17 protein-coding genes are annotated in these 17,391 nt (G+C 61.5%); 14 read left to right on the forward strand and 3 right to left on the reverse strand.

Features of this window, described 5'->3' with window-relative positions; all coding sequences use genetic code 11:
• From B7L71_RS04875 to tatC, 11 genes are all read left to right on the forward strand, one after another.
• A partial coding sequence (locus tag B7L71_RS04875) for an SPOR domain-containing protein (RefSeq protein WP_139790046.1) occupies positions 1-489 on the forward strand: 489 nt, incomplete at its 5' end.
• A gap of 169 nt (positions 490-658) precedes the next feature.
• On the forward strand, positions 659-1,192 hold the full coding sequence (gene hslV / locus B7L71_RS04880) for an ATP-dependent protease subunit HslV (protein ID WP_016916135.1): 534 nt from the start codon (positions 659-661) through the stop codon (positions 1,190-1,192).
• A 9-nt stretch (positions 1,193-1,201) separates the two neighbouring features.
• Positions 1,202-2,524, forward strand: a complete 1,323-nt coding sequence (gene hslU / locus B7L71_RS04885; RefSeq protein ID WP_081136344.1) for an ATP-dependent protease ATPase subunit HslU — start codon at positions 1,202-1,204, stop codon at positions 2,522-2,524.
• Between the two features lie 86 nt (positions 2,525-2,610).
• On the forward strand, positions 2,611-3,039 hold the full coding sequence (locus B7L71_RS04890) for a gamma-butyrobetaine hydroxylase-like domain-containing protein (protein WP_016916133.1): 429 nt from the start codon (positions 2,611-2,613) through the stop codon (positions 3,037-3,039).
• A gap of 121 nt (positions 3,040-3,160) precedes the next feature.
• Positions 3,161-3,916 carry a bifunctional demethylmenaquinone methyltransferase/2-methoxy-6-polyprenyl-1,4-benzoquinol methylase UbiE gene (gene ubiE, locus B7L71_RS04895; RefSeq protein WP_016916132.1) on the forward strand — a complete coding sequence of 252 codons (756 nt, stop codon included), beginning with the start codon at positions 3,161-3,163 and terminating at the stop codon, positions 3,914-3,916.
• Positions 3,917-3,953: 37 nt separating this feature from the next.
• Positions 3,954-4,616, forward strand: a complete 663-nt coding sequence (locus B7L71_RS04900) for a ubiquinone biosynthesis accessory factor UbiJ (protein ID WP_081136346.1) — start codon at positions 3,954-3,956, stop codon at positions 4,614-4,616.
• The gene (ubiB, locus tag B7L71_RS04905) at positions 4,613-6,235 is read left to right on the forward strand and encodes a ubiquinone biosynthesis regulatory protein kinase UbiB (RefSeq protein WP_081136348.1); all 1,623 of its coding nucleotides are present in this window, start codon (positions 4,613-4,615) and stop codon (positions 6,233-6,235) included. Before B7L71_RS04900 ends, ubiB begins: the two co-directional genes overlap by 4 nt.
• 54 nt (positions 6,236-6,289) lie before the next feature.
• Positions 6,290-6,643 (forward strand): phosphoribosyl-ATP diphosphatase, encoded by a 354-nt coding sequence (locus B7L71_RS04910; RefSeq protein WP_016916129.1) that lies wholly within the window; start codon positions 6,290-6,292, stop codon positions 6,641-6,643.
• A gap of 24 nt (positions 6,644-6,667) precedes the next feature.
• Entirely contained in the window at positions 6,668-6,949 is a 282-nt protein-coding gene (gene tatA / locus B7L71_RS04915; protein ID WP_039181664.1) for a Sec-independent protein translocase subunit TatA, read from the forward strand.
• Positions 6,950-6,952: 3 nt separating this feature from the next.
• Positions 6,953-7,369: a Sec-independent protein translocase protein TatB gene (tatB, locus tag B7L71_RS04920; RefSeq protein WP_081136350.1), complete on the forward strand. Its 417-nt coding sequence runs from the start codon at positions 6,953-6,955 to the stop codon at positions 7,367-7,369.
• Positions 7,366-8,142 (forward strand): twin-arginine translocase subunit TatC, encoded by a 777-nt coding sequence (gene tatC, locus B7L71_RS04925; RefSeq protein ID WP_081136352.1) that lies wholly within the window; start codon positions 7,366-7,368, stop codon positions 8,140-8,142. Before tatB ends, tatC begins: the two co-directional genes overlap by 4 nt.
• Positions 8,143-8,230: 88 nt before the next feature.
• Here tatC and elbB read toward each other — a convergent pair whose 3' ends face one another.
• Positions 8,231-8,890 carry an isoprenoid biosynthesis glyoxalase ElbB gene (gene elbB / locus B7L71_RS04930; protein ID WP_016916125.1) on the reverse strand — a complete coding sequence of 220 codons (660 nt, stop codon included), beginning with the start codon at positions 8,888-8,890 and terminating at the stop codon, positions 8,231-8,233.
• A gap of 186 nt (positions 8,891-9,076) precedes the next feature.
• On the opposite strand from elbB, the gene hemB reads away from it, so the two are divergent.
• The gene (gene hemB, locus B7L71_RS04935) at positions 9,077-10,084 is read left to right on the forward strand and encodes a porphobilinogen synthase (RefSeq protein WP_016916124.1); all 1,008 of its coding nucleotides are present in this window, start codon (positions 9,077-9,079) and stop codon (positions 10,082-10,084) included.
• A gap of 115 nt (positions 10,085-10,199) precedes the next feature.
• Positions 10,200-12,410: a polyphosphate kinase 1 gene (gene ppk1 / locus B7L71_RS04940; RefSeq protein WP_081136354.1), complete on the forward strand. Its 2,211-nt coding sequence runs from the start codon at positions 10,200-10,202 to the stop codon at positions 12,408-12,410.
• Positions 12,411-12,456: 46 nt separating this feature from the next.
• Here the strand turns inward: ppk1 and metE are convergent, their stop codons facing one another.
• Positions 12,457-14,754 carry a 5-methyltetrahydropteroyltriglutamate--homocysteine S-methyltransferase gene (gene metE, locus B7L71_RS04945; protein ID WP_081136356.1) on the reverse strand — a complete coding sequence of 766 codons (2,298 nt, stop codon included), beginning with the start codon at positions 14,752-14,754 and terminating at the stop codon, positions 12,457-12,459.
• Positions 14,755-14,853: 99 nt separating this feature from the next.
• Between metE and B7L71_RS04950 the strand changes: the two genes are divergently transcribed.
• Complete coding sequence (locus B7L71_RS04950) at positions 14,854-15,792, forward strand: LysR family transcriptional regulator (RefSeq protein WP_081136358.1); 939 nt, start codon at positions 14,854-14,856, stop codon at positions 15,790-15,792.
• Here the strand turns inward: B7L71_RS04950 and B7L71_RS04955 are convergent.
• Positions 15,755-17,377: an ATP-binding protein gene (locus B7L71_RS04955; RefSeq protein WP_081136360.1), complete on the reverse strand. Its 1,623-nt coding sequence runs from the start codon at positions 17,375-17,377 to the stop codon at positions 15,755-15,757. The two genes, B7L71_RS04950 and B7L71_RS04955, sit on opposite strands and share 38 nt — an antisense overlap.
• Between the last annotated feature and the right edge of the window lie 14 nt (positions 17,378-17,391).

Below are 17,391 nucleotides of genomic sequence, written 5' to 3' on the forward strand. Positions count from 1 at the left end.
ACCGAAGTCATCGCTCCGGGCGGCGCCATTCCGGCCAATATCACTCGGCCGGAAATCGCCGAGACTGCCGCAGAGGCCGCCAGCGACGCAGCAGCCTCGGACGACACGTCGCCAGGCAGCACCGGCAGCAGCGCCAACGACCCGATTGCTCAGGTCATTGCCGCCAACACGCGGCCCAACGAGCAGGCCGCCGTGGCGGCTACCCAGCCGCCTGCCGCTAGCAGCACTAGCACCAGCAGCAGTTCCAGCACGCCGAATCGCTACATGCTGCAAGCCGCTTCGTTTCGCGACCTCAGCGACGCCGAGCAGCTGCGCGGCCGGCTGCGCAACCTGAGTTTGCTGGCACAGATCAGCGAAGTGCAGGCCAATGGCGACACCTGGCACCGCGTGCAGGTAGGTCCTTACGAGGATACCCGAGAGCTGAACCGCGCCCAGGACCTGATGAGCACTCAAGGGATCGAACCCCTGCTGATACAGCTGCAGAACTGAGCTATCCCCCTGACCGCGCCTGAAGGCGCGGTTTTATCACCTGGCTTTCTCGAGCGGGCGGTTGATTTTTCATCAGCCGCCCGCATTTTGTTGGGAATCGCTTTTTTTACGGCCACCCAGGGTGGCCGATCAGTCATCGGGAGCGCGTCTCCCCCAAGGAGTTATCTCCATGACCACCATTGTCTCCGTTCGCCGCGGTAACCAGGTCGCCCTTGCTGGCGACGGCCAAGTATCGCTGGGCAACACCGTGATGAAAGGCAACGCCAGCAAGGTTCGCCGCCTCTATCGCGGCAAGGTACTGGCCGGTTTTGCCGGCGGCACAGCAGATGCCTTTACACTGTTCGAACGTTTCGAAGCTCAGCTGGAGAAGTACCAGGGCCATCTCACCAAGGCGGCCGTGGAGCTTGCCAAGGATTGGCGCACCGACCGCGCCCTGCGCCGCCTGGAAGCGCTACTGGCCGTGGCCGACCACAGCGCCTCGCTGATCATCACCGGCAACGGTGACGTGGTCGAACCCGAACGCGGCATCATCGCCATCGGCTCGGGGGGCAACTACGCTCAGGCCAGCGCCCGCGCGCTGCTCGAAAACACCGATCTCTCCGCCCGTGAAATCACCGAAAAATCCCTGCAAATCGCGGGTGACATCTGCGTATTCACTAACCACCACGTCACGCTCGAAGAGCTGAACATCGACGACCGTTGAGGCCCCTTTATGACTCAGATGACACCCCGTGAAATCGTCCATGCGCTGGACCAGTACATCATCGGCCAGCAGGATGCCAAACGCGCCGTTGCCATCGCGCTGCGCAACCGCTGGCGGCGCATGCAGCTCGACGATGACCTGCGCCCGGAAGTCACCCCCAAGAACATTCTGATGATCGGCCCCACCGGCGTGGGTAAAACCGAAATCGCTCGCCGCCTGGCCAAACTGGCCCGTGCGCCCTTCATCAAGGTCGAAGCCACCAAGTTCACGGAAGTGGGCTACGTGGGTCGCGACGTGGAGTCGATCATCCGCGACCTGATGGAAGCCGCCATCAAGATGGTGCGCGAGCACGCCAAGGAAGAAGTCGGCCACCGCGCAGAAGATGCCGCCGAAGACCGCGTTCTCGATGCGCTGCTGCCGCCACCCCGCGGCCAGGAAGAGCAGCCCCGGGACGATAGCAGCACGCGCCAGCTGTTCCGCAAGAAACTGCGCGAAGGCCAGCTGGACGACAAGGAAATCGACATCGAAATCACCGCCCAGAGCCAAGGCATCGACATCATGACGCCGCCGGGCATGGAGGAGATGACCAGCCAGCTGCAGAGCCTGTTCTCCAACATGGGCCAGCAAAAGCGTGAAAAGCGTCGCGTTACCGTCAAGGAAGCCTTGGTGCTGCTGCGTGACGAGGAAGCGGGCAAGCTGGTCAACGAAGAGGAGATCAAGGCCCGCGCCGTCGAGGCCGTCGAGCAGCACGGCATCGTCTTCCTGGACGAGATCGACAAGGTGGCCAAGGGCAGTGGCCAGTCCAGCGGTGGTGAAGTATCACGCGAGGGCGTGCAGCGCGACCTGCTGCCACTGATCGAAGGCTCCACGGTGTCGACCAAATATGGCATGGTGAAGACCGACCATATCCTGTTCATCGCCTCCGGTGCTTTCCACTTGGCGCGGCCTTCCGACCTGATCCCCGAGCTGCAGGGTCGCTTGCCCATTCGCGTGGAGCTGGACGCTCTCACTCCCGGCGATTTCAAGCGCATCCTCACCGAGCCTTCCGCCTCGCTGACCAAGCAGTATCAGGCGCTGCTGGGCACCGAAGGGTTGGACGTAGAGTTCACTCCCGACGGCATCGAGCGCATTGCGGAGATCTCCTGGCAGGTCAACGAAGGGACCGAGAACATCGGCGCGCGCCGCCTGCACACGGTCATGGAGCGGCTGCTGGAAGAGGCCTCGTTCAAGGGCGGCGATATGGATAGCCCGCTGGTGATCGATGCAGATTACGTTAACGCGCAGTTGGGAGAACTGGCGGTAGACGAAGATCTCTCCCGCTATATTCTGTAACCTCTGCCGCACCCCGACACCTGGCCACCCCGGCCAGGTGTCACTCGTGCCTGAACGACGTCACGCCAACCATGAGTGCCCCGACCATGAACGCCTCCAACACCCACACGTCTACCCACACGCCCTCTACCCCCGATGCCCCGGTCCCCACCCGAGTGCACTACCACAAGCAGGCCCGCGAGCTGGAACTCGGCTACGCCTCGGGCGACACCTACCGGCTGCCCGTGGAGCTGCTGCGCGTCTACTCCCCCTCTGCCGAAGTGCGTGGACACGGTGGCGACACGGCGGTCCTGCAAGTGGGCAAGAAGGACGTCGGCCTGCAGAACATCACCCAAGCGGGTAACTACGCCCTCAAGCTGCACTTCGACGATGGTCACGACAGCGGCCTCTACAGCTGGAACTACCTGCACGACCTAGCGACGCATCAACACGCCTACTGGAACAACTACCTCGAGCGGCTGGAAGCAGCAGGCGCCTCCCGCGAGCCTGCGGGCATTCAATTCAAGCAGCTGTGACGCCGCGCCCCAGGTGAAGCGCAGACAAAGCAGGCTCGAGAAGGCTACAATGTTGCCAATCAATGATTGCGATGACCTTATGGTCGACTACTACCGCCTCGAACTCGGGAGCTGAAGCCCCATGAGCCCCACGGAAAAACGCACCACCCATTTTGGCTACCAGGAAGTCCCGGTCGACGAAAAAGCCTCACGCGTCGCCGATGTCTTCCACTCGGTCGCCGCTCGCTACGACGTCATGAACGACCTGATGTCCATGGGCATCCACCGTGTGTGGAAGCGCCTCACCATCGAGCGTGCTGGCGTTCGTCCCGGCCATCATGTGCTGGACATCGCTGGCGGCACGGGGGACCTGACCCTCAAGTTCTCGCGTCTGGTCGGCCCCCGCGGCAAGGTCGTCCTGGCCGACATCAACGCCTCCATGCTCAAGGTAGGCCGCGACAAGCTGATGGACAACGGCGTCGGTGGCAACGTCGAGTACGTCCAGGCCAATGCCGAGTGTCTGCCCTTCCCGGACAACAGTTTCGACTGCATCACCATCGCCTTTGGCCTGCGCAACGTGACCGACAAGGACGCCGCGCTGCGCTCCATGGCACGGGTACTCAAGCCCGGCGGCCGCCTGCTGGTGCTGGAGTTTTCCAAACCCAACAACCCACTGCTCTCCAGGGCCTACGATGAGTACTCGTTCCGGCTGTTGCCCAAAATGGGTGAACTGGTCGCCGGCGACGGCGAAAGCTACCGCTATCTGGCCGAATCGATCCGCATGCACCCCGACCAGGAAACCCTGAAGGGCATGATGGAAACCGCCGGACTTGATCGAGTGGAGTACACCAACCTGACCGGCGGCATCGTCGCCCTGCACCGCGGCATCAAGCTATGACGCCTCGCACGCTGACCCACCGGACGATGAGGCCCGCATGCTAGTCACCCCGACCCTGCTGCTGGCCGGTTGTGAACGTACGCTGAACGCACTGCTTGCCCGTGACCCTGCTGCCCCTGGGCGGCTGGCCGCGCTGGCGGGCAGCCGCCTGCTGGTGCGTCTGGAAAAGCCACAGCTGGCGCTGCTGCTTTGCTATCACAATGCCGGACTGGACCTGCAGCACGGCGACGACGTCGATGAAAGCGACGTCGATGCGGTGGTCGAACTGACCTCGGAAACCCTCTCGGAGTGGCTCAGCGGTGCCTCCGTGGAGCGGCTGATGTTCGAGGGCAAGCTGGCCATTCGAGGCCAGGTGCACTTGCTGGAGGCCACCCGGGAGCTGCTGCTGGACCTGGAGATCGATTGGGAAGGCGAGCTGGCGCACTGGCTGGGTGACATGCCCGCCCATTCGCTGGCCGAAGGGCTACGCCGAGCCGCGCGCTGGGGCCTGCGCGCCAAGGACGAGCTACTGCAGGATGTGTCGGAGTATGTCTTCGAAGAGGCACGCCTGCTGCCGGGCCGTCAGCAGCGCGACGTGCTGCGCGATCACCTCACCGAGCTGGAAATCGCCACCGACCGCCTGGATGCCAGACTGCAGCGCTTGAATCGGCGCCTTACCCAGCTGACCAAGGCCAGCGCGCCCGAGGAGCCGAGCGAATGAGCCTGCGGCTGTTCAAGATTCTCTGGGTAGTCACGCGGCACCGTTTGGACACGCTCGTACCTGCCGAGCGCATGCCGCTCTGGCTGCGGCTGCTGACCCGTTTTTCGCCCCTTCAGCTGGTGCCGGTGGGCAAGCGCAGTCGCGGCGAGCGCCTGCGGCTGGCGCTGGAGGCACTGGGCCCGATCTTCATCAAATTCGGCCAAATGCTCTCGACCCGCCGCGACCTGCTGCCGGAAGACATTGCCGACGAGCTGAAACGTCTGCAGGATCAGGTGCCGCCCTTTGCTGGCGAGCTGGCAGCGGCCCGGGTGGAGAAAGAGCTGGGCATGACCCTGGTGGAGGCCTTTGCGGCCTTCGACCGCGTGCCCCTCGCCTCGGCCTCCATCGCCCAGGTGCATGCCGCCACCCTACACGGTGGCGAAGAGGTAGTGGTCAAGATCATTCGCCCCGGCATCGACCGAATCATGCGTCAGGACATGGGGCTGATGTACCAGGTGGCGAAGCTGCTGGCCAAAGTGCCCGAAGCCAGACGCCTGCGTCCGGTAGAAGTCATTCGCGACTATGAAGCCACCCTGTTCGACGAGCTGGACCTCTACAAGGAGGCGGCCAACACCTCTCAGCTCAAGCGTAACTTCAAGGACTCGCCGCTCCTCTTCGTGCCCACCATCTACTGGCCCTACACGCGGCGACACGTGATGGTGCAGGAGCGCATTCGCGGCGTACCGGTGGCCGACCTGGAGACCTTGCGGGCCCGCGGCACCAATCTGAAAAAGCTCGCCGAGCGCGGCGTGGAGCTGTTCTTCACCCAGGTATTCCGGGACAACTTCTTCCACGCGGACATGCATCCCGGCAATATCTTCGTCAACTGTGACGACCCGGACGACCCCCAGTACATCGCCATCGACTGCGGTATCGTGGGCAGCCTCACCCGGGAAGACCAGGATTATCTGGCGCGCAACCTGCTGGCTTTTTTCCATCAGGACTATTACGAGGTCGCCTCCCTGCACATCGAGTCGGGATGGGTGGGCGAGAACACCCGTGCCAACGAATTTGCCGCAGCCATTCGTACCGTGTGCGAACCGATTCTGGAAAAGCCCCTCAAGGACATCTCTTTTGGGCAGGTGCTGCTGGGGCTGTTTCAAACGGCGCGACGCTTCAACATGGAAGTTCAGCCGCAGTTGGTGCTGCTGCAGAAAACCCTGCTCAACATCGAAGGGCTGGGGCGTCAGCTCTACCCGGAGCTGGACCTGTGGAGCACCGCCAAGCCCTACCTGGAAAAGTGGATGAGAGAGCGCGCTGGTATCGGCGGGCTCTGGGCATCGCTCAAGCGCCAGGCGCCGGAGCTTTCGCATCAGTTGCCAGAGCTGCCGGTGCTGGCACATCAGGCGCTCAGCCGCATGGAACATGAACACCGCCAGCGGCATCAGCAGGTCACCGCCCTCAGTCAGATGCGCCACCAGTTGAAACAACAGGGCAAACGCCAGCATCGGCTGCGCATCGGTTTGGCACTAGTGGCCATCGCGCTTGCCTGGCAGCCGCTGAGCAGTTGGGCCGCCACCCAGGACTGGCCGATTCTGGCAGCTGCCGGGGTCGGGTTGCTGCTGCTGATCTGGCAGTGAGCCTTCCCAGCGCGAGCCGGATGACACTCTATTGCGATGAATAACGAGAACACCATGACAGATGCCAACCAAGCCCCCGTACTGGACGCCCTGGCCGACGTTTTGAAACAGCGTCGCCATGCCCAACCAGAAGAATCTTATGTTGCCTCCTTGCATCATAAGGGTTTGAACAAGATACTCGAGAAAGTGGGCGAAGAGGCCACCGAAACGCTACTGGCCGCCAAGGATGCCGAGCATGGCGATGAGCAGGCCCGCCAAGCGTTGATCGCCGAAACGGCCGACCTGTGGTTTCATAGCCTGGTCATGCTGTCGCATCTGGATCTGGACCATCAGCCCGTGCTGGACGAGCTTGCGCGACGGTTTGGAATCTCTGGTCACGACGAAAAAGCGTCCCGATCACAACGTTAACCCTGCATCCATGAGGAAACGCATATGTTAGGTGGTATCAGTATTTGGCAGCTGCTGATTGTTCTGGGCATCATCATCCTGATTTTCGGCACCAAGAAACTGCGTAACGTGGGCACCGACCTGGGCGGCGCGGTCAAGGGCTTCAAGAAAGCCATGCACGAGGAAGAGAAGGACGGCGACAAGCCCTCTGACCAGCCTCAAGCCAAGGTCGCCCACGAAGAGAACGGCAACACCTACGACGTTCAAGCTGAGCAGAAGCCAGCAGCAGACGTTCACTCTGGCGACCGCAACGAAGAGCGCAAATAACCCATGCTGGATATCGGCTTTCTTGAACTCATGCTCATCAGCGTGGTGGCACTGCTGGTGCTGGGCCCGGAACGCCTGCCCAAGGCGGCGCGCACGGCGGGTTTATGGATCGGCAAGATCAAGCGTACGGTATCCGGTATGCAGCGTGAAATCAGTGCCCAACTGGAAGCCGAAGAGCTGCGGCAGAAGCTGAATGAGCAGCAGAGCAAGCTCAATGACAGCCTGAAAAAAGCCAAACAGGATGTCGAGAGCATTGCAGACGCCCCTTCAGCCTCGTCTGCCCAGCCCTCCGCTCAGGCAGACACCGAGCAGCGGGTCGCCAAGGCCAGCGCACGACTGGATGACGCCTTGCAGACCGTACGTGAAGACCTGCCGAGCGACACCGACACGGCCGATCAAAAGGATAGACCCCACTCATGAGTACGTCTGGCAACTCCCAGCCACCGCACAACGACCAGGGCCAGGCGCCCCTCATCGAGCATCTGATCGAACTGCGTTCGCGTTTGATGAAAGCGGTCGTGGTGATTCTGGTGATTTTCCTGGGGCTCTACGCCTTTGCCAACGATATCTACAGCTTTGTGGCCGAGCCGCTGATGGCGCTGTTGCCCGAAGGCTCTCAGATGATTGCCACCGAGGTCGCCTCGCCCTTCATGGCGCCTTTCAAGCTGACGCTGGTGGTGGCGGTCTTCATTGCCATTCCTTTCGTGCTGCACCAGGCCTGGGCCTTCGTGGCACCGGGGCTCTACGATAACGAGAAAGCGCTGGCCATTCCGATCCTCGTTTCCAGCGTGGCGCTGTTTTATGCCGGGGCAGCGTTTGCCTATTACGTGGTGTTTCCGCTGCTGTTCGAGTTTTTTACTCAAACGGGGCCGGAAAATGTCGCGGTGATGACCGACATCAATCAGTACCTGAACTTCGTGCTCAAGCTGTTCTTTGCATTTGGCGTGGCCTTTGAAATACCCATCGCCACCTTCCTGCTGATTCTCTCCGGCGCGACGACCGTGGAAAGCCTGTCGAAAAAGCGCCCGTATATCATACTGGGCTGCTTTGTCGTCGGTATGCTGCTCACCCCACCCGACGTGATTTCCCAGAGTCTGCTGGCGGTTCCCATGTACCTGCTGTATGAAGTGGGCCTGCTGTTTGGCCGCCTGGTGCGCAAGCCAAAAATCACCGAGGAAGAGCAGACCGACTAGCGCTCCTGTATGCTCAAGGCCATTAAAAAGCCTCTGTCATCCCACGATGACAGAGGCTTTTTCCCTACGGGCGGGCTTGCCAGCCAGCCTAGCCCATCATTTCATCGATGCGGTCCACCAGTTTGAAGATGCCCGTGGCAGCTTCACTGATGCGCGTTGCCAGCATATAGGCAGGCGTGGTGACCACGCGATGTTCGAGATCCACGACGATCTCTTCCACGCCGCAGCTACGGTGCAGCCCGCCCATGGCACTGATCGCCCCGGATACGCCCGGATCATGGCCTACCGTGACGGCGATGCCATCCCCCAACAGCCGAGGCACCATGACCGGGGCAATGCACATCAAGCCAATCGGCTTGGCATCTTCCTTGAATCCTGCCAGCGCCTCCTTGACGCTTTCCAGCACCTGCATCTCGTCACCTTGCATGGCAAAGTCACACAGGTTCTTGGCAACGCCAAAGCCACCGGGCACGATCACCGCATCGAAGTCATCGGATACCAGCTCGGTGATCGGACTGATCTCGCCACGCGCCAGACGGGCCGATTCCTGCAGCACATTGCGTCGTTCACCCTCCACCGGCGTCTGATCCAGGTGGTTGATGACGTGATGCTGCTCTACATCGGGTGCAAAGCAGCGATACCCGATGCCCAACTGATCCAGACGCAGCAGTGTCAGGGTCGTTTCGTAGATTTCCGAACCGTCGAACACGCCACAGCCGGCTAATACCACCGCTACCTGCTTGGTCATACCTCTACTCCTTGTCGAAGCCATGCAAATGGCTGAGTGACTCACTTTAGTCAGTCTGCCCTGCGGCCACAAGGCGGCTTTCGCTGCATGGCATGACTGATATACTCAACCCACGCCCAGAGAGTTGTCCGCGCTATTGGCCAATGCTCGTGGGGCACCCTTTTCGAGACTGTCTGGAGAGAGCCGTTGAACACCTCAAGCCCGCGCCATTTCCCCGCCACCCGCATGCGCCGCATGCGCCGGGACGACTTCTCACGCCGTTTGATGCAGGAGTCGACCCTGACGCCCAACGACCTGATCCTGCCGGTATTCGTGCTGGAAGGCGAAAATCAGCGTGAAGCGGTGGCCTCCATGCCCGGCGTGGAGCGTCTGTCGATCGACCTGTTGATCGAACAGGCCAAGGAGGCCCATGCACTGGGCATACCGGCGCTGGCGCTGTTTCCGGTGATCGGCGCCGAGCAAAAAAGCGAGCTGGCCGAAGAGGCCTACAATGCCAGTGGCCTGGTACAGCGCACCGTCCGCGCTCTCAAGGAAGCCGTGCCAGAGCTTGGCATCATCACCGATGTGGCGCTGGACCCCTACACCAGCCACGGTCAGGACGGCATTCTCGATGCCCAGGGCTACGTGCAAAATGATCGCACGGTGGACACGCTGCTCAAGCAGGCCCTTTCTCATGCGGAAGCCGGCGCCGATGTCGTGGCCCCCTCCGACATGATGGATGGCCGGATTGGTGCGATTCGCCAGGTACTGGAGCAGGAGCAGCTGCACAACGTGCGCATCATGGCGTACAGCGCCAAGTACGCCTCGAACTACTACGGCCCCTTCCGGGATGCCGTCGGCTCCGCCGCCAACCTGGGCAAGGCCGACAAACGCACCTACCAGATGGATCCCGCCAACAGCGACGAAGCCCTGCACGAAGTGGCGCTGGACATCGCCGAAGGTGCCGACATGGTGATGGTCAAGCCGGGCATGCCTTATCTTGACGTAGTGCGGCGTGTCAAAAGCGAGCTGCAGGTGCCAACCTTCGCCTATCAGGTGAGCGGTGAGTACGCCATGCACCGCGCGGCCTTCGACAACGGCTGGCTGGCCGCAGAGCCGGTGATTCTCGAATCGCTGATGTGCTTCAAGCGGGCGGGGGCCGACGGCATATTGACCTACTTCGCGTTGGAAGCGGCACGTCTGCTGCAGCGCTGATGCCACCAGGATGACAAATCGGTGACACCTGTTTGTCATCTTGCCCCTGCATACTTAACGCAATTCGCGTTATAACAAGCAGCACAGGCAAGCGCCATTACCGCAGGGGGCCAGCATGGAAGACAACTCAGCCGATTCCACCACCGATGTCAGCAGTGCCGTGCCCGGTAACGAGACTTTCGTGAGCGACAGTACCGAGGCACTGCCTTTACGGGTCAACCGTACACCGACGGGAGTACAGGCCCGTGAAGTGCTTCCGGAAGCCGACCTGGATGACCCACAGCTCTACTTCAACCGCGAGCTTTCGCACCTGCAGTTCAATATTCGCGTGCTGGAGCAGGCGCTGGACGATGCGCATCCGCTGCTGAACCGTCTCATGTTCCTGCTGATCTTCTCGTCCAACATGGACGAGTTTTTCGAAATCAGGGTCGCGGGGCTCAAGCACCAAATGGCGCTGGGCGATGACACCACCGCCGCCGATGGTCGTTTACCCAAGGCCGTGCTGGGGGAGATTTCCACCATTGCCCACCAGCAAATCGCCCGCCAATACGCGATCCTCAATGACACCCTGCTGCCTGCCCTGGAAGCCCAGGGGCTACGTTTTCGCCGCCGTGATCAATGGACCGAGGCGCAGAAGGCCTGGGCGCGGGAATTTTTCGATAACGAGATCATGCCGGTCATCAGCCCCATCGGCCTGGATCCCTCGCATCCGTTCCCTCGGCTGGTCAATAAAAGCCTCAACTTCATCGTCGAGCTCGACGGTAAAGACGCCTTTGGCCGTGCTGGCGGCATGGCGATTCTACCCGCCCCACGCTCGCTGCCACGGCTGATGGCCTTGCCCAGGGAGCTGTGTGCAGAGGGCTACACCGAGTATGTCTTTTTGTCTTCGCTCATTCATGCCCATGCCGAAGAGCTGTTTCCCGGCATGCGCGTGCGCGGCTGCTACCAGTTCCGCCTGACCCGCAATGCGGACATGACCGTCGACCCGGAAGAGGTCTCAGACCTGGCATCGGCGTTACGCGGCGAGCTGCTGGCACGGCGCTATGGCAGCGGCGTACGCCTGGAGGTCGCCGATAACTGCCCGGATGAGCTCATCAACTTCCTGCTGCGCCAGTTCGAGCTGGACAACGACGACCTGTACCGCGTACAGGGGCCAGTGAACCTGACCCGCATGATGGCCGTGCTGGGCGACGTGGACCGCCCCGAGCTGCTCTATCGCCCGTTTACCCCTAGCGTGCCCAAGGGCTTGAAGGGCGGCAGCCTGTTCAGCGCCATTGCCAAAAACGACATTCTGCTGCACCACCCCTTTCAGGCCTTCTCCCCCATCGAAGATCTGCTGCGTGAAGCCGCACGCGATCCGGACGTGCTGGCCATCAAGCAGACGCTCTACCGTACCGGGGCCGACTCCTCCATCGTCAGCGCGCTGGTGGATGCTGCCAGCCAGGGCAAGGAGGTCACCGTGGTCATCGAGCTACGGGCACGCTTCGACGAAGCGGACAACCTGCAGCTTGCCTCGCGCCTGCAGGAAGCCGGGGCCATCGTCATCTACGGCATCATGGCCTACAAGACCCACGCCAAGATGCTGCATATCGTCCGCCGCGAGCGCGGCGAGCTGCGTCACTATGCGCACCTGGGCACGGGCAACTACCACGCCAGGACCGCCAAGCTGTATACCGACTACAGCCTGCTGACTGCCAACAAGGCGCTGTGTGCCGACGTGCACAAGGTCTTCCAGCAGCTCTCGGGTATGGGCCGCGCGCGCAAGATCGATACGCTGCTGCACGCGCCGTTCACGCTGCACGAGCGGCTGGTGGAAATGATCGACCGGGAAGCCCAGGTCGCCCGCAAGGGCAAACGTGGCCATATCATCATCAAGTGCAACTCGCTGACCGAACCCAAGCTGATCAAGGCGCTTTACCGAGCCTCTCAGGCGGGCGTGGAGTGCGACCTGATCATTCGCGGCATGTGCTGCCTGAAACCCGGCGTGCCGGGCGTATCGGACAACATTCGCGTGCGCTCGATCATTGGCCGCTTTCTGGAACATACCCGAGTCTTTCACTTCCACAACGACGGCAAACCGGAAATCTGGTGCTCCAGCGCCGACTTCATGTCGCGCAACATGTTCCACCGCGTGGAAACCTGCTTCCCGCTGCTGGACAAGAAACTCGCCACCCGGGTGCGCAAGGACCTGGAGACCTACCTGGTCGATAACTGCCAGAGCTGGCTACTGCAGAGCGATGGCAGCTACCAGCTTCAGGACCCGGGCCACGGCGATGCCATCAGCGCCCAGGAAACACTGCTCTACGCTTACGCCACGAAGAGCTGACGCCGAGGCCGCCGCCCAGCCGGGGCGGCTCAGGCACACTTCCCTCTCACGTGTGTTGCTGGCGCAGCTGGCGGGCAGCTTTCACCATATTGGCCAGGGCCGGCTCCACATCGGCCCACTCACGGGTTTTCAGCCCGCAGTCAGGATTGACCCATAGCCGTTCAGCGGGAATCTTTTCCAACGCCTTCTCCATGAGCGCGGCCATCCAGCTCACCTCGGGAGTGTTGGGCGTGTGAATGTCGTATACCCCAGGCCCAATTTCATTAGGGTAAGCAAAGTCCTGGAAAGCATCCAACAGCTGCATGTCAGAGCGCGATGTTTCGATGGTGATCACGTCCGCGTCCAGGGCCGCAATGGCACCGATGATATCGTTGAACTCCGAGTAACACATATGGGTGTGAATCTGGGTACTGTCGGCAACCCCGGCCGCACTGAGCTGAAAGCTCTCGACGGCCCAATCCAGGTAGGGCTGCCACTCGCTCTGGCGCAGCGGCAAGCCTTCACGCAGGGCGGGCTCGTCAATCTGGATCACCCGAATTCCCGCGCTTTCCAGGTCACGAACTTCATCACGCAGTGCCAGGGCTATCTGGCGACAGGTGAGGGCTCGGGGCTGGTCATCACGCACGAAGGACCATTGGAGAATCGTCACCGGGCCGGTCAACATGCCCTTCATCGGCTTTTGCGTCAGCGACTGGGCGTACTCACTCCAGCGCACCGTCATGGGCGCGGGGCGGGCTACATCACCATAGATGATCGGCGGTTTGACGCAGCGTGAACCGTAGCTTTGTACCCAGCCAAATCGGGTAAAGGCAAAGCCGTCCAGCTGTTCACCGAAGTATTCCACCATGTCGTTACGTTCGGCTTCGCCATGTACCAATACATCCAGCCCCAGAGCTTCCTGGCGTGCGATGACATAGGCAATTTCCTGCTCCATTCTCGCGTCGTAATCGGACTGTCCAAGCTCACCGGCTCTGAATGCTCGTCGTGCTTCACGAATCTCGCTGGTTTGCGGGAAGGAGCCAATGGTAGTGGTGGGAAACAGTGGGAGCGCCAGCGCACGCCGCTGTTCCAGCGCGCGTTGGGGGTAAGCTGACCGTCGCTGGCTATCTGCTGGTGTGATGCCTGCGAGGCGCGTGCTTACCTCGAGCTGGTGGATACGCCGCGACTCACGCCGCGTGTCCAGCGCACGTGTGGCCTCGTTCAAGCGCTGCTCATCGGCAGGCGTGGCGCGGTTGTCGATCAGACGCGCTAGGCTGACCACCTCGTCCAATTTCTGACGAGCGAAGGCCAGCCATGATCGCAGCTCCGGGTCCAGGCTATCTTCCTGGGCCAAATCCACGGGCACATGGAGCAGCGAGCAGCTGGGCGCCAGCCAGAGCCGCCGGCCGAGACGCACCTTGATGGGCAGCAGGCGTTCACGCAAGGCGGCCAAATCGGCCCGCCAGACATTGCGGCCATCGACCAAACCGAGCGAAAGAATCTGGTGCGGACTCAAACGGTCAATGACACTTTCGACCTGCTCTGGAGCACGCACAGCATCGATATGCAGCCCAGCAACCGGCAGTCGAGTGGTCAAGGCAAGGTTATCGCCCAGGGCGCCAAAATAGGTCGCCAGTAACAGTTTAGACGGTGCCGCCTGAAGGCGATGATAAGCGCGTTCATACGCCTGCTGCCAGGCCACGGGCAAGTCCTGCACCAGAGCAGGCTCATCGAGCTGCACCCACTCCACGCCCTGGGTCGCCAAGCGCGCCAGGATATCGCTGTAGACATCCAGCACGCTATCCAACAGCGTGAGTCGATCAAAACGGCTGCCCTTGGTCTTGCCAAGCCACAACCAGGTCAGAGGCCCCACCAGTGTGACCTTGGGGGTGAACCCTGCCTGCAGCGCTTCATCGACCTCATCGAACAGCCGCTCCGAGGCCAGTGTGAAGCGTTGGCCCTGGTGCAGCTCGGGCACCAGGTAGTGATAGTTGGTATCGAAATACTTGGTCATCTCGCAAGCGGCAGCGGGTTTTCCGTCAGGTGCTCGCCCGCGAGCCATGCGAAACATGGTATCCAGGTCTACCCTGCCGTCTCTGACTTCATCAGCAGCATCAAAGCGCTCGGGTACCGCCCCCAACGTGGCCGAAACATTCAACACCTGATCGTAAAAGGCGAAGTCACCGACGCTGACCATGTCCAGCCCAGCCGCCTGCTGGATTTGCCAATGATGGAGCCGTAGCGCCTGAGCGGTGCTCTCCAAAGCTTCTCGGTCGGCCTCACCGCGCCAGTAAGCCTCGGTGATTTTCTTCAGCTCACGTCGTGCACCAATGCGGGGGTAGCCGAGTATATGAGACACTGTCATGATGAATCCTTCCCATGCGAATGATGTCACTCAGTTTGCTCACCGCACCAAAGTGAATCAAACTAAAGATTCTAATATAAAACATGAAAATTACTCACCATGATTGAGCTACGCCATTTGCGCACGCTACTGGCGCTGAGGGAAACGGGGTCGCTGGTGGAAGCCGCCGAGCGCGTGCACCTCACCCAGTCGGCGCTTTCCCACCAGCTGAAAGACCTGGAAGGCCGTATCGACAGCGCGCTGTTCGTGCGCAAGACGCGCCCCGTGGAATTTACTCGCGCCGGTTTGCGCCTGTTAGCGCTGGCCGATGATATTTTGCCCGAAGTACGCAAGGCCGAGCGGGACCTGGCGCGTTTGGCAGGCACAGAGCAGGGGCGCCTGCACATGGCCATCGAATGCCACAGCTGCTTTCAGTGGCTGATGCCCACCGTGGACTATTTTCGTGACCACTGGCCGGAAGTGGAAATCGACATTCCCAGCGGCCACCATTTCGACCCTCTGCCTGCCCTGGCCCGCGAACAGCTGGATCTGGTCATCACCGCCGACCCACAGCCACTGGAAGGGGTCCACTACGAGCCGCTGTTTCGTTACGAGGGGTTGTTGGCCGTGGCCCGTCAGCATCGGCTGGCGGGCAGTGCGTATGTTCTGCCCACCGCGCTGGCCGAAGAGACGTTGATCACCTACCCGGTGGAACAGTCACGACTGGACGTCTTCACCCAATTCCTGACGCCCGCTAATGTGCGCCCCAAAGAGATTCGTACGGCCGAATTGACCATCATGATGATGCAGCTGGTGGCCAGCGGCCGTGGGGTTTGCGCGCTGCCCAACTGGGCCTTGACCGAGTATCTGGAGCGCCACTACGTCAGTGCCGTCAAGCTGGGCGAACAGGGCATCTGGAGCACGCTGTACGCGGCCATTCGTGAAGAGACCATGGAGGCGCCGTGGATGCAGGACTTTCTACGCACGGCTCAGGAGACTTCCTTTGCGGTGCTCTCCGGGATCAGGCCGGCGAATCGCGACGAGGAATCAGCAGGGTAAAGCGGGCGCCGCCCAGCGCTGGGCTGCTGTCCACGGTGACGCTGCCGCCATGGCCGCTCATGATTTTCTGCACGATGGACAGCCCGAGCCCATAGCCGCCCGAGCTGCGGGCTCGGCTATCGTCCAGTCGGGCAAACGGCTTGAAGATATCGGCCCGGGCTTCCAGCGGTATGCCCGGCCCATCGTCTTCCACATCGATGCGTACGAGATGGGGTTCATCCCAGAGCCGAATGACCACCTGTGACTTGCTGTAGCGGCAAGCATTTCCCACCAGGTTCTGAAGCGCCCGCTGGAGGTAGCGAGGCTCGGCCAGCAGTTCGATGTCCAGACCCGAGTCGAGGGCAAGGGTCAGCCCACCATGCAGCGGCGCCAGAGTCTCGATGACTCGATGGGCCATGGCACGGCAGTCGACCAGGCTCATTTCAAGCTCGGCACCGTGCAAGGTTTCTCCCCCCAGTCGTGCATAGGTCAGAATCTCATCGACCAGTTCATCCAGCTCGGCGATATCGGCATCGATGCCCTGTAGCTGCCTCTGAATGGCCGGCTGGTCGGTCATGTCTTCCACCATCTGCACGGCAAAGCGGATACGCGCCACCGGGGTACGCAACTCATGGGAGACCGCGCGGATCATCTCCTGCTGGCCTCGCAGCAAGCTCTGCACCTGATTGGCCATACCGTTGAACGCCATGCCGACACGACCGAGAAAATCACCGCTTTCCACTTTTACACGGGTTTCCAGGCGGCCACTGGCGATGCGGGTTGCCGCCAACTCCAGTCGCGCCATGCGTGATTCGATACTACGCATGATCAGATAAACGATCAGACTGAGCACGGCCATCAGGCCAACCAGTAAAGGAAGATGCAAGTTGAGCGGCAGGGTGTCGCCCCGGGTCACCGGTCCTGCCTGTAGCCACTGGGGAGCGTCGCCCGGCGGGACGGGGAGCTGGTAGACCAGCGTGATGGCGAGCTTGTCGGACATCAGTCGGGTAATGACGCCCCCGAGCGTCATCTGAAAGCGCTGTTCGGCAGTCAGGTCCTCTGGCGGTGCGCTCAGCAGCGTCAATGGCCAGCTACCAGGGCGCAAGTGGCTGAGGGTATCGGCCCGTTCCTGAGGCGGCATGCTAGCCAGCCACTCGCCCAACGCCACCAGGCTACCCTGCCATTGGCGCTCCCCCCAGGCCGCAAAATTCGCTTCCAGCAGCCATACCTCATGCTGGCGTGGAGAATCCGGCAAACGTTGGCGCAGTTGCCAGGGGGATTCCGCCACCAGCACACGACCCCGCTCGATGCGTGATCGTTCGAAATAGCCCAGCGGGGTATCGGCCATGCGACGCAGCGCTAGCTGCATGCCCAAGCGCTCGGAGAGCTCGCCCAATAGCGCGTCACGCTCCTCCTCGGCCACGCTGGCCAGGCGCTGAGTCATCATCGACATGGGCAACGCAGCCAGCTGTTCTCGGTAATCCTCTCGACGCACTTGCTCGATGAACGAGCGCCCACCCAGGGCAATCAGAAACACCACGCATAGCGCTAACCCGAGGAGCAGGTAGAAGCGTAAAAACGAGCCGTGACTCAGCACTCGCCGCATTGGGCGACCTCTCC

The organism is Halomonas sp. BC2 (genome assembly GCF_002078115.1).
Lineage (GTDB): Bacteria > Pseudomonadota > Gammaproteobacteria > Pseudomonadales > Halomonadaceae > Vreelandella > Vreelandella stevensii.